This is a genomic window from Phenylobacterium sp. (genome assembly GCF_037138395.1).
GTDB lineage: Bacteria > Pseudomonadota > Alphaproteobacteria > Caulobacterales > Caulobacteraceae > Phenylobacterium.
In genome coordinates, this window is record NZ_JBAXIM010000072.1 from 1 (window position 1) to 12,180 (window position 12,180).

At 66.7% G+C, this 12,180-nt stretch carries 9 protein-coding genes and 3 tRNA genes; 8 read left to right on the forward strand and 4 right to left on the reverse strand.

Going from position 1 to position 12,180, the window contains the following annotated elements; translation table 11 throughout:
- On the forward strand, nt 1-984 hold a 984-nt coding region (locus tag WCJ52_RS07415), incomplete at its 5' end, for an efflux RND transporter periplasmic adaptor subunit (RefSeq protein ID WP_336902671.1).
- The gene (locus WCJ52_RS07420; protein WP_336902672.1) at nt 981-4,226 is read left to right on the forward strand and encodes an efflux RND transporter permease subunit; all 3,246 of its coding nucleotides are present in this window, start codon (nt 981-983) and stop codon (nt 4,224-4,226) included. The genes WCJ52_RS07415 and WCJ52_RS07420, both read left to right, overlap by 4 nt.
- A 104-nt stretch (nt 4,227-4,330) precedes the next feature.
- On the opposite strand, the gene WCJ52_RS07425 is transcribed toward WCJ52_RS07420, so the two are convergent.
- Both WCJ52_RS07425 and WCJ52_RS07430 read right to left on the reverse strand, forming a co-directional pair.
- Nucleotides 4,331-4,858, reverse strand: coding sequence for a cytochrome c family protein (locus WCJ52_RS07425; protein ID WP_336902673.1), 528 nt, complete (start codon nt 4,856-4,858; stop codon nt 4,331-4,333).
- 27 nt (nt 4,859-4,885) lie between these two features.
- Nucleotides 4,886-4,961 (reverse strand) — tRNA-Thr (locus WCJ52_RS07430).
- A 168-nt stretch (nt 4,962-5,129) separates the two neighbouring features.
- On the opposite strand from WCJ52_RS07430, the gene WCJ52_RS07435 reads away from it, so the two are divergent.
- Both WCJ52_RS07435 and metG read left to right on the forward strand, forming a co-directional pair.
- Nucleotides 5,130-5,921 (forward strand): enoyl-CoA hydratase, encoded by a 792-nt coding sequence (locus tag WCJ52_RS07435; protein ID WP_336902674.1) that lies wholly within the window; start codon nt 5,130-5,132, stop codon nt 5,919-5,921.
- A gap of 94 nt (nt 5,922-6,015) precedes the next feature.
- Nucleotides 6,016-7,791, forward strand: coding sequence for a methionine--tRNA ligase (gene metG, locus WCJ52_RS07440; RefSeq protein WP_336902675.1), 1,776 nt, complete (start codon nt 6,016-6,018; stop codon nt 7,789-7,791).
- On the opposite strand, the gene WCJ52_RS07445 is transcribed toward metG, so the two are convergent.
- Complete coding sequence (locus WCJ52_RS07445) at nt 7,788-8,537, reverse strand: TerC family protein (protein WP_336902676.1); 750 nt, start codon at nt 8,535-8,537, stop codon at nt 7,788-7,790. The two genes, metG and WCJ52_RS07445, sit on opposite strands and share 4 nt — an antisense overlap.
- Before the next feature lie 104 nt (nt 8,538-8,641).
- Between WCJ52_RS07445 and WCJ52_RS07450 the strand changes: the two genes are divergently transcribed.
- The gene (locus WCJ52_RS07450) at nt 8,642-9,697 is read left to right on the forward strand and encodes an amidohydrolase family protein (protein ID WP_336902677.1); all 1,056 of its coding nucleotides are present in this window, start codon (nt 8,642-8,644) and stop codon (nt 9,695-9,697) included.
- 70 nt (nt 9,698-9,767) lie between these two features.
- Nucleotides 9,768-11,003 (forward strand): acyl-CoA dehydrogenase family protein, encoded by a 1,236-nt coding sequence (locus tag WCJ52_RS07455; protein ID WP_336902678.1) that lies wholly within the window; start codon nt 9,768-9,770, stop codon nt 11,001-11,003.
- Nucleotides 11,004-11,012: 9 nt separating this feature from the next.
- Here WCJ52_RS07455 and WCJ52_RS07460 read toward each other — a convergent pair whose 3' ends face one another.
- The gene (locus WCJ52_RS07460; protein ID WP_336902679.1) at nt 11,013-11,768 is read right to left on the reverse strand and encodes an RNA methyltransferase; all 756 of its coding nucleotides are present in this window, start codon (nt 11,766-11,768) and stop codon (nt 11,013-11,015) included.
- Between the two features lie 118 nt (nt 11,769-11,886).
- On the opposite strand from WCJ52_RS07460, the gene WCJ52_RS07465 reads away from it, so the two are divergent.
- Nucleotides 11,887-11,972 (forward strand) — tRNA-Tyr (locus WCJ52_RS07465).
- A 52-nt stretch (nt 11,973-12,024) separates the two neighbouring features.
- Nucleotides 12,025-12,098 (forward strand) — tRNA-Gly (locus tag WCJ52_RS07470).
- The last annotated feature ends 82 nt before the right edge of the window (nt 12,099-12,180 follow it).

The following is a 12,180-nucleotide window of genomic DNA, read 5'->3' on the forward strand; positions in this document are numbered from 1 at the left end:
GTTCCCCAGGTGGCTCTCGTCAGCCCGACCAACAAAACCTTCACTGAGCGCCTTGAACTGCTCGGCGTCGCCAAGGGGCGCCAGTCGGTGATCCTGTCTGCAGCTACGACCCAGTTGGTCAGTCGCGTGCTTTTTACCCCCGGCCAGAGGGTGGCGAGCGGCCAGGTCCTTTTAGAACTCAAGGCTACAGAGCAGGACGCTGCGCTCGCCCAGGCCCAGGCCCGCGAAGTCCAGGCTCGTCGCGCCTATGAACGCTGGCGGACGCTCCGGGAGCAAGGGTACGCTTCAGCCGCCGCGGTGGACCAGTACGAATCGGCGTGGAAAAGCGCCCACGCAGATGTCGGCGTCGCCCAGGCCCGGCTGGCTGATCGGGTCATCCGGGCACCCTTTGCTGGCATCGTTGGGCTGTCGGATATCGCCCCAGGCGCGGTCATCAATCCCGGTGCAGCCATCGTGACCCTCGATGACCTTTCGGCCATCCGGGTGGATTTTCAGGTTCCGGACCGTTTCCTTGCGGCGATCCGTGAGGGACAGGACCTGTCCGCGACGGTGGATGCCTGGCCCGATGTACGATTTTCAGGACGGATATTGAAGCTCGACACCCGGATTGACGAGCGCACCCGAGCCCTGACCGCCCGCTCTGAATTCGCCAATACCGAAGGTCGGATCCGGCCCGGCATGATGTTGCGGGTCGGCGTCAGCCAGGGCGTCCGTTCTGCCCTGGCCCTGCCGGAGTCCGCCGTGGCGGTGCAGGGCGAGGGGGCCTCGGTCTTCGTCGCCGTCCAGCAGGGCGGGCGGATGACCGTCCAGCAGAAGCCGGTTGTCGCGGGCCTGCGACAGGATGGCTGGGTCGAGATCCTAGAGGGCGTGGCGCCGGGGGACCGGGTCGTGGCGGACGGCCTCAACCGGATCCAGTCCGGCCAGCCGGTGCGCCCGGTGGGTTCGCCCCCCGCCGGAGCCACCGCCCCGCGCAGGGCCGGATGACCCTCTCCGACCTTTCGGTTCGCCGTCCGATCTTCGCCGCGGTCGGTGCGGTCCTCCTCTGTGTCATCGGTCTGGCAAGCTACCTCTCGCTTTCGGTCCGCGAGCTTCCCAGCGTAGATCCGCCGACGGTCAGCGTCTCGACGATCTATCGAGGGGCCTCGGCTGAGGTGGTCGAAGAACGCATCACCCAGGTGATCGAGCGGCAGGTCTCCGGAATCCAGGGCATTGACCGGGTCAATTCGTCCTCTCGGGACGGGGTGAGCCGGATTTCTATCTCCTTCACCCTGGACCGGAAGCTGGATGACGCGGCGAACGACGTCCGCGACGCTGTCAGCCGGGTCTCGTCCCTGCTGCCTGACCAGGCGGATCCGCCGCAGATCGCCAAGGCGAACGCAGACGACTCTCCGATCATGTTCATCAGCCTGACGTCGACGACGCTGAACCGGCTGCAGCTTACGGACTACGCCAACCGTTATCTGGTCGAGCGCATGTCCACGGTTCCTGGCGTGGCCCAGGTGGGTGTGGGCGGGGCGCAGATCTACGCCATGCGCATCTGGCTGGACCCCATGGCCATGGCCGCCCGGGGCGTGACGGTGGATGACGTCGAGACGGCCCTGCGGAGCCAGAACCTCGAGCTTCCCGCCGGGGCTTTGGAGGCGCCCACCAAGGATTTCACCATCCGCGTATCGAGGGGCTATTCGACGCCAGAGGACTTCGCCCAGCTGCCGGTCACGCCGTCCTCAAGCGTCCGGGCCTCGGCTTCCGTCGCCGGCCAGCAGGGCGCCCTGGGTACGACAGCTTCGGCCGCCGGAGCCGCCATCTCGCCGCTCTCCGCGACGGCCAGCGCCTCCAACCCCAACGCCTATGTCGTCCGCCTTGGCGACATCGCCCGGATCGAGGAAGGCCCGGATGAGCGCCGCCGCCTTTTCCGGTCGAACGGCAAGGACCAGGTCGGCCTGGCCATCACCCGACAGTCCCAGGCCAATGACCTCGAGATCTCCGACGGGATCCGCGCACAGGTTACCGAGATCAATCGCAGCCTTCCCCCCGGCACACGTATGGAGGTGGCGGTCGACTACACCGCCTTCACCCGTCACGCCATCCAGGAGGTCTGGGTGACCATGGGGATGGCCCTGGCGCTGGTGGCGCTGGTGAACCTGTTGTTCCTGGGCTCCTGGCGGGCCGCGGTTGTCCCAACGGTTGTGGCCCCCATCTGCATACTCTCGACCTTCATCGTCCTGGCCTTGCTGGGGTTCTCCGTGAACCTCCTGACCCTGCTGGCCCTGGTTCTGGCGATTGGATTGGTCGTCGATGATGCCATCGTCGTGGTCGAGAACATCCAGCGTCGAATCGACGAAGGCGAGCCGCCCCTCTTGGCGGCGCAGCGCGGGGCGGGACAGGTCTTCTTCGCTGTTGTGGCGACGACCGTCGTCCTGGTGTCAGTCTTTGCACCGCTCATGTTCATGCCCGGGTTCACCGGTCGCCTGTTCGTGGAACTGGCGGTGGCTGTGGCTGCCGCCGTTATCTTCTCTGCGATCCTCGCCCTCAGCCTGTCGCCCATGCTGGGGTCCCTCCTGCTACGTCCAGCGCGGACCGGCGGGGGCATGACCCAGGGTGTGAACCGGGTCATGGAGGCTCTGAGGGTCTCATACCAGGCCTCACTGGAGGCACTGCTGGCGCCCAGGCGGATGCGTCTGTCGGCGACGGGGGCGGGCATCTCAATCCTGGTCTTCGGGCTCATCGCCGGCGGCCTCGCCATGATCATCCCCAAGGAACTCGTGCCGACAGAGGACCGCGGCCGGGTCGACATCTCCATCCAGGGGCCTGAGGGTGCCGGCTTCGATTACATCCTGCCCGCGGGCCGCGCCGTGGAGCAGAGGCTCATGGACCTGCTGGGGAAGGGCGTGATCGAGCGCTATACCCTCAGTGTGCCAAGCTTCGGGCGTAGTCAGTTCAGCGCGGGCGGCGGCAATGCCAGCCTGCCCGATACCCGCACGCACAAGGTCACCTCCCAGGACCTGGCCGCCCAGCTGAACCGCGAGTACTCGGCCATCACCTCGGCCCGCGTCATCGCCTCCGTGCGGCCTTCGATCCAGCGCGGCGGCGGCGGTGGCGGGGGCTCCAGCGTCAACGTGATTGTCGTCGGGGACGAGTATCCGCAGATCGAGCAGGCGATACGGCCCCTGCTGGCGGCGGCACGGAACAATCCCGGTCTGGCCCGCCCGCGCCTTGACTATGAGCCGACCTCGCCCCGCCTTCTGGTCAAGCTTGACCGGGAGAAGGCCGCCCAGCTCGGCGTATCAGCCCAGTCCGTCGGTCGGGCGCTGGAAACCCTATTCGGGTCGCGCAAGGCTACCACCTACGTGAAGGGCGGCCAGGAATACGACGTGATCCTGCAGGCTGACCGGCCGCAGCGGATGAATGAGTCGGACCTGAGGAACGTCTATGTCCGCGCCGCCTCCGGCGCCACCGTCCCGCTGTCCGCAGTCGTCACCACGGAGATCCGAGGCGATACCCCCAGCCGCGAGCGGGTAGACCGCCTGAGGGCCATCTCGCTCTCCGTCCAGCTCAATCCGGGCTACACGGTCGGCGAGGCCGTTGCGTTCTTCCAGTCGGAAATCACCAGGCATCCTGGAATGACTGTGAAATGGGGCGGACTGGCCCGGGATTACCTCGAGGGCGGCGCTGCGGTCTACGGCGCCCTGGGCCTGGCCCTGATCCTCGTCTTCCTCGTTCTGGCAGCGCAGTTCGAGAGCTGGATCCATCCGATGGTTATCATGCTGACCGTCCCGGTAGCGGCCCTTGGGGGCCTCTTTGGCCTGCTGATCAGCGGCTCGACCCTGAACACCTACAGCCAGATCGGATTGATCATGCTTGTGGGGATCGCCGCCAAGAATGGCATCCTCATCGTCGAGTTCGCCAACCAGCTCCGCGACGAGGGCCGTTCGGTCCGCGAGGCAGTCATAGAAAGCGCCGTCGTCCGCCTGCGTCCCATTGTGATGACGTCGATTGCCGCCGCTGCCGGAGCCCTGCCCCTGGTCCTGTGGGGCGGCGCAGGGGGCGAGTCCCGGCGCACTATCGGCGTTGTGATCTTCTTCGGGGCGATCTTCTCGACCCTACTCACAGTCTTCCTTGTGCCGATTTTCTACAACCTGCTCGGCGGCTTCACCCAGCCGGCCCAGACGCGGGCGCGGCGGATCGAGGCCTTCGAGGCCGCCGAAACGGCCCCGCCAGCGGAGTAAGGCGCTAGATCCTGTTCCGATAAGTGGGATCCAACCGCGATATCACTTTTTGGACTATGAGCCTGTTTTGCCCCGTCAGACATTCCGTCTGAAGGCGACAGGCTCTAGTTCGCCGGGCTGGTATTGACCTTGAGCCAGGCGATCAGTGCGACCCGGTCCTCGGGTGCCTTCATGCCGATGTAGGACATCTTGGTCCCTTCCACGAGGCCGCGGGGGTTCTCGATCCACTTGTCGAGGGTGGCCAGGTCCCAGACCAGTCCGGAGGCCTTGAGCCCGTCGGAATAGTTGAACCCGGCCACATGGCCTGCCTTGGCCCCGACCGTTCCCCAGAGGTTGGGTCCCGTCATGTTGCCCCCCCCTTTCACGTAGGTATGACAGGAGCCACACATGGCGTAGAGGGCCTTTCCCTTGGCCAGGTCCGCACTGCGGTAAGGCTCCGGCATGTCCGCCAGCAGGGCCGCCTTCTGCACGTCCGTCACGACCGCAGCCGGGGCGCCGGTCGCTTCGGCGCCGCCCCCATCCGGCGCTTCGGACTTGCCGCAGGCGGCTAGGGACAGGCTCACGAGGAACAGGATGGCCGCCAAAGGACGGGAGGCGTGGGGACGGGAGGCGAGAGGACGGACGGGGGACACGGGCGACTCCGGAAAGACGAAAATCCATGGTGCCGGCTACAGGAATCGAACCCGTGACCTTCGGTTTACAAAACCGCTGCTCTACCAGCTGAGCTAAGCCGGCCCGGGCGTTCCGATGCCACGTGTCGCCCGAACTTCCAAGTGCCCAATGGTCAGATCTTGTCGGCAAGCGGACCTCCTTCTCTGGCTGGAACTGGCCTGCAGGCGTACGTGGTCCTAGTGTCGCCTCGCCGACGGGAAACCGCCGTCCCGAAGCCCGCCGGAGCCCACCATGCCCGACCCCGTCCTTCTGCGCCTCGAGGCCCGCCCGGAGGGCAGGGTTGCCTTCGTGACCCTCAACCGTCCTGATCGCCTCAACGCCATGAACTCCGAGCTCATGGAGGCCTTCGTGGAAATCCTGGGCCGGCTGTCGACGGACCTTGAGCTTCGGGCGCTTGTCCTCACCGGGGCGGGAGACAAGGCCTTCATCGGCGGCGCCGACATCCAGGAGATGGCGGGCTTCGCCGATCCGGTGGCGGCCCGAAAGTTCATCAGCCAGGTCCATGCCTGCTGCGAGGCCGTCAGGGCGTTGCCCGTTCCGGCCATAGCCCGGATCAATGGCTACACCTTCGGCGCGGGCCTTGAGCTGGCCGCCGCCTGTGATGTCCGCGTCGGGGCTGCGACGGCAGTCTTTGGTATGCCGGAGGTCCGGCTTGGCATTCCCTCTGTCGTCGAGGCGGCCCTGCTGCCGCAGCTGATTGGCTGGGGACGAACCCGGGAATTACTCCTCTTCGGCGAGACCTTCACGGCGCCCGACGCCCTGGCCTGGGGGTACCTGGAGAAGATGGCGGCCCCGGACCAGCTGGATGCAGCGGTAGAGGTCTGGCTGGAGTCCCTCTCGCTTTGTATGCCCACCGCTGTCCGTTCGCAGAAGCGGCTCATCCGGGCCTGGGAGGACCTTCCCCTTCGCGCCGCGATCGCAGCCGGGATCGACGCCTTCGAGACCTCCGTCGCAGGCGGAGAGCCCGCCGCCGCCATGGCGGATTTCCTTGAGGCCCGCCGACGCGCGAAGGCTGACTCCTGAACAGCCGTGACGCAGGGCTGAAGTCGCCCCTTTGGCATGCTGGCGCGGTGCCCTATAAGCCACCGCTCCAAAGCCTCCTCATTTCGAGCTTCGCATGACCCGCATCCTCATCACCTCGGCCTTGCCCTACATCAACGGGACCAAGCACCTGGGGACCCTGGCGGGATCCATGCTGCCGGCAGATGTCTTCGCCCGGTTCAAGCGGGCCCAGGGGCATGAGACCCTCTTCATTTGCGCCACCGACGAGCACGGGACACCCACCGAGCTGGCAGCGGCTGAGGCAGGCATGGACCCTGCTAGCTTCTGCCTTCGGCAGCACGAGGTCCAGTCGGACCTTGCCGCGCGGTTCGGCCTGTCCTGGGATTACTTCGGTCGGTCCTCGTCCGCCCAGAACCGGGAGATAACCCAGGCGATGGCGCGCCAGCTCTGGGAGAACGGCTTCATCGAGGAGCGCGTCACCCAGCAGGTCTATTCCAACGCCGACCGCCGTTTCCTGCCGGACCGCTATGTCATCGGGACCTGCCCCCACTGTGGCTACGCCGCCGCCCGGGGCGATCAGTGCGAGAACTGCACCCGGGTGCTGGACCCGGCCGACCTGATCAAGCCGCGTTCAACGGTCTCGGGGTCAGAGGACATCGAGATCCGGCCCTCTAAGCACCTCTTCCTGAGGCAGAGCCTGTTCGCCGAGCGGCTCCGCGCCTGGATAGAGGAGAAGAAGGCGACCTGGCCCCTGCTGGTGACATCCATCGCCCTGAAGTGGCTGGACGAGGGTCTGCAGGACCGGGGGATCACACGTGACCTTGAGTGGGGCGTGCCGGTCAACGCAAAGGCCTGGGGCCCCAACCCAGATGGTCTCAGGCCGGATATTGAGGGCCTGAAGGGAAAGGTCTTCTACGTCTGGTTCGACGCGCCGATCGAGTACATCGGCGCCACCCGAGAGTGGGCAGATGCGACGGGTAGCGACTGGGAACGCTGGTGGCGGGGCGAAGCCGCCGCCGACGTTACCTATGTCCAGTTCATGGGCAAGGACAACGTGCCCTTCCACACGGTGGGCTTTCCCTGCACCCTGATCGGTGTGAACGAGCGACTGGCCCCCGACGGCACCTGGACGCCCGCCTCGAATGCACCCTGGAAGTTGGTCGACCGACTCAAGGGCTTCAACTGGCTGGACTATTATGGTGGCCGGTTCTCGACCTCGCAGCAGCGCGGGGTCTTCATGGACCAGGCCCTCGAGCTTCTTCCCGCGGATTACTGGCGCTGGTGGATCACGGCCAACGCCCCGGAGGGCTCGGACGCCAGCTTTGTCTGGGAGCAGTTCCAGGCCCAGGTCAACGCCGACCTCGCCGACGTGTTCGGAAACTTCGTCAACCGCATCCTGCGCTTCACCGAGAGCCGCTTCGAGGGGAAGGTCCCTGATGGCGGCCAGGATGGGCCGCTTGAGGTCCGGCTACGCGTCGATATCGCCGAGAAGCTGGGGGAGCTGACCACTCAGCTCGAGGCCATCGAGATGCGCAAGTCCGCTCAGGCCCTGCGCCAGCTCTGGGTACTGGGGAACCAGTACCTGACCGAGGCGGCACCCTGGACGGCGTTCAAGACGGACCCGGACCGCGCCGCAGTGGCCGTGAGGATGGGGCTCAACCTGGTGGCCCTGTTCGCCCGGGTCTCGCGCCCCTTCATCCCCAATACCTGCGATGTCGTCGCCGAGGCTGTGGGCGATGGTTCCAGTTCCGCCTGGCCCGATGGGGCGGGGGCTCTCGACCTCCTGCCCGCGGGCCGGGAAGTGAAGGCACCTGAGGTCCTGTTCCGCAAGATCGAGGCCGAACAGGTCGAGGCCTGGCGCGCTCGCTTCGGGGGCCTCGAGACCGGCTAGCGCCCGGTCTGCGTCTCGCGATCGCGGACTTCGTCGGGGCGGATGTCGAGACTATCTGGTGCCACAGCGTTGTAGGCGGGGGTCTTGTCCAGGTCGATCACCATGAGCCGATGCCCCTCCCACATCATGTGGAGAGCCACGTAGAAGATGATGGCGAGGCCGAGGAATCCGAGCCAGCGGAACCGTTGCAGCAGGCTGGCGATCCATGTGGCTGCCACGCCCATGAGGGTGATGGACAGGAGCAGGCCGGCGACCAGGACATAGGGATGCTCGCGGGCGGCGCCTGCGACGGCCAGGACATTGTCGAGCGACATGGTGATGTCGGCCACCAGGATCTGCATCAGGGCCTGGGCCATGGTCTTGGGCCGGGGGGTGGTCGTGGGTTCGCCCGCAAACTCCACGCCAGTGGCCGACTCCAGCGCTTCCTCGGCCTCGGCGGTCTCGGCTTCATGCCCGGCTCGCAGTTCACGCCACATCTTCCAGCAGACCCAGAGCAGCAGGATGCCGCCGGCGAGCATCAGCCCGATCAAGTGAAGGAGCTGGACGGTGATCAGGGCGAAGCCGATCAGCATGACCACGGCACCCGCCAGGCCCAGGATGATGGCACGGCGCCTCTGTTCGAGGGGCAGGCCCGCGGCGGCCAGGCCCACCGCGATGGCATTGTCGCCGGCCAGCGCGAGGTCGATCATGATGACCTGACCGAAGGCAACGAGGGCGGAGGCGGAGGGAAGCGCAAGTTCGATCATCAGCTCTTTTCGCCTGCCGTCTGCCCGGGGGCAACCTCCTACAGCTTGCAAGGCGAGGTCACCGCCCTCAAGGTACCGCCAACAAGACAAGGGAGGACCTGATCGTGAGACGCGCACCTGCGACGCCCGAACCCGTGCTGGATCCGGACCTGCCGATCATTGATCCCCATCACCATCTCTGGGACCGGCCTGGCGCCCGTGGCGCCGACCTGCCGCCGCCTTCCCACCCCTTCGAGGCCGTGATCCGCCTCTCGCCCCGCTACCTCTTCGACGAACTGCTGGCGGACATGACCTGCGGGCACAAGGTCGTGGCGACGGTCTACATGGAGTGCGGTGCCATGTACCGACGCAGCGCCGAGGTCGCTTTCCGGCCCGTGGGCGAGACCGAGTTCGTCAATGGCGTCGCCGCCATGTCGGCGAGCGGGATCTATGGTGACGTGCGGGCCTGCGCGGCGATCGTGGGTCACGTGGACCTGACCCTGGGTACAGCGGCCCGGGGTGTACTCGAGGCGCACATGGCGGCCAGCCCGCGGTTCCGGGGCATACGCCACGCCGCCTCTTCGGACGCAGACCCGGCGGTCCTGGGGCCGCTGGCGGGACGTCCCCCCGGCCTTTACCGGGACGCCCGGTTCCGCGAGGGCTTCGCCCAGCTGGCGCCCCTGGGCCTGTCCTTCGACGCCTGGCTCCTCGAGCCGCAGTTGGACGACCTCATCGATCTGGCCCGCGCCTTCCCGGATACGCAGATCATCGTCGACCACGTGGGTACGCCCCTTGGCCTGGGCGTCTATGCAGGGCGTCGCGACGAACGTTTTGCAACCTGGCGGGAGAAGATCGACGCCCTTGCGGCCCTGCCCAATGTGGCCTGCAAGGTGGGCGGCCTGGCCATGGCCTTCCCAGCCTTTCCCTCCTTTCTCTCCGATCCGCCGGCATCCTCGGAACAGCTGGCGCGGGAATGGCGGCCCTATGTGGAGGCCTGCATCGAGGCCTTCGGGACGGACCGCTGCATGTTCGAGAGCAACTTCCCGGTTGACCTGGGGGCCTGCGACTACCGGACCCTCTGGAACGCCTTCAAGCGCCTGGCGTCAGGCGCGTCCGCAACCGAGAAGACGGCGCTCTTCTCGGGTACCGCGCAGAGCATCTACCGGGTCGACCTGGCCTGATCCGGCTCGTGGCCTTGTCCCGGGACGCATCCGACATCACAGTGGAATTCAACATAAAGGGGAGAAAAACATGGCGATCGATTTCGAGATTCCGGAAGACGCAAAGGCCATGCGCGAGCGGGTCCGGCGCTGGGTGCACGAGGAGTGCATTCCGGCGGAGAAGCGGCTCGTGGACCGCGAGTCCTTCAAGGTGGTGCTGGCCGAACTGCGTGCCAAGGCCAGGTCCCAGGGCCTGTGGGCCCCCTTCATCCCCACGGAGCATGGCGGCATGGGCCTGGGCCCGCTAGCCAACGCCCTGGTCCAGATGGAGTTGGGCGAAAGCCATCTGGGCGCCCTGTCGATGAACAGCCAGGGGCCTGACGACGCCACCATGCTGACCCTGCTGGCGCACGGTACCGACTTCCAGAAGGAGAAGTATCTCAAGCCCCTCCTGAACGGCGAGAAGCGCGTCTGCTATTCCATGACGGAGAAGGCCGCTGGCGCCGATGCCACAGGCATGCAGACCCGGGCGGTGAAGGACGGCAAGGGCAACTACGTCCTGAACGGCGAGAAGTGGTTCTCCTCAGCCGCCAGCGCTGCTGACCTGGCCCTGGTCATGGCCATGACCGATCCGGAGGCCCCGCGCCACCAGCGCTACTCCACCTTCATCGTCGAACTGCCGAACCCCGGCTACATCATCAAGCGAGACATCCAGACCATGGCGGTGGAAGGCCCGCTCTCGCACATCATGGGCGGCGGCCACTCCGAGATCGACATCAAGGATCTGGTGGTCCCGGCGGAGAACCTGCTCGGCGGCGAGGGCAATGGCTTCAACATGGGCCAGCACCGTCTTGCCTACGGCCGCCTGCGGCACGGCATGCACAATGTGGCCCTGGCCCAGCGGGCTCTTGACCTGGCGGTCAAGCACGTGACGTCGCGCGAGACCTTCGGCCAGAAGCTCTCCAAGCGACAGGGCGTCCAGTGGATGCTGGCCGACTGTGCGAGCGAGCTCTACATGGCCCGCCTTATGCTCATCCACATTGCCTACAAGGCCGAGAAGGGCCTGGACCTGCGGCAGGAGAACTCCATCGCCAAGGTCTTCCTGGCGAACATGGTGCACAAGGTGGTGGACACCGCCATCCAACTGCACGGGGCGTTGGGCTACAGCCGCGATACGCCTCTGGCGGCCTGGTACACCCACATCCGCTCGCAGCGGCTGGTAGACGGGCCGGACGAGGTGCACCGCTGGACGACCGGACGCAACGTCATCCGCGCCTTCGAGCGGGACGGCACCACGGCGGCAGCGGCGGGCGGCGACCTGCTCTGACGAACGGGCTCAGCGGCGGGGGCGGGCGGCTTCGTAGAGGGCCACCGCTGCCGCTGCGGCCACGTTGAGGCTTTCGAAGCCCCCCGGCATGGGGATGCGGGCGGTTTCGTCGCAGTGTTCGGCCACCAGTCGGCGCACGCCTTCGCCCTCCGAGCCGAGGACCAGCACGACCGGGCCGCCATCCAGCACCTCCGAAAGGTCGCGCGCCGCCCCGCCATCGAGGCCAACAGCCCGCCATCCGAGGTCCGAGAGCCGCTCCAGAGCCCGGGACAGGTTCACCGTCCGGGCCACGGGGAGGATATCGACGGCGCCGGCGGCGGCCTTGGCCAGGGCGCCGGACAGGCGGGGTGCCCGGCGGTCCTGCAGGATCAGCCCCTTCGCCCCGAAAGCCGCTGCGGACCTCAGTATCGCGCCGACATTTCCAGGATCCGTGACCTGGTCCAGCATCAGCAGGACCGCTCCAGGCTCTGCAGTGAAGTCCTCGAGGTCAACGGACTCGGGCTCGGGCCCCTCCAGGGCCAGGCCCTGGTGAGCGGCACCCGCTGGCAGGGTCCGGGCCAGGGCCGGGCCGTCCATGACCTCCAGGCCTGTCAGCGCACCGAATCGGCGCTCGAGTTCCAGGGTCCGCTCCGGGGTCGCCAGGATGCGGCGAGGCGCGGGGCGTCCGGGGTTGGACAGGGCCGCCTCGACGGCGTGTACCCCCCAGATCCACTCTCCTGAAGTGGCCTGGAACCGGGGTTTTCCCGACCCCGCGGACCCAGGTATTGCAGGCGGTCCGCGGCGCTTCCGGCCTGCGTTGCGTTCGGGTTGCGAGGCCACTATAAGACGCGCTCCAATTTGAGGGCCGGACTTTTCCGGGTCTTGATAGGATGTCCGGCGCGCTGGGGGAATGTCCCGAGTGGCAAAGGGGGGGGACTGTAAATCCCCTGGCGTAAGCCTTCGTAGGTTCGAGTCCTACTTCCCCCACCACGCTCCGGAGCTGAACCTTAGTCGAGGAGGCTCGCAGGAGCGTCATCCAATTGCGGGTATAGCACAATGGTAGTGCAGCAGCCTTCCAAGCTGAGGATGCGGGTTCGATTCCCGCTACCCGCTCCAACCCTCTAGACCACCCGGCAGGACCCCATGGCCAAAGAGAAATTCCTACGTAACAAGCCGCACTGCAACATTGGCACGATTG

Bases quoted from the DNA above. Each gene is read 5' to 3' on its own strand.
- WCJ52_RS07455 (WP_336902678.1), top strand. From the start codon at position 9,768: ATGGCGATCGATTTCGAGATTCCGGAAGACGCAAAGGCCATGCGCGAG.
- WCJ52_RS07445 (WP_336902676.1), bottom strand. From the start codon at position 8,537: ATGATCGAACTTGCGCTTCCCTCCGCCTCCGCCCTCGTTGCCTTCGGT.
- WCJ52_RS07420 (WP_336902672.1), top strand. From the start codon at position 981: ATGACCCTCTCCGACCTTTCGGTTCGCCGTCCGATCTTCGCCGCGGTC.
- WCJ52_RS07435 (WP_336902674.1), top strand. From the start codon at position 5,130: ATGCCCGACCCCGTCCTTCTGCGCCTCGAGGCCCGCCCGGAGGGCAGG.
- metG (WP_336902675.1), top strand. From the start codon at position 6,016: ATGACCCGCATCCTCATCACCTCGGCCTTGCCCTACATCAACGGGACC.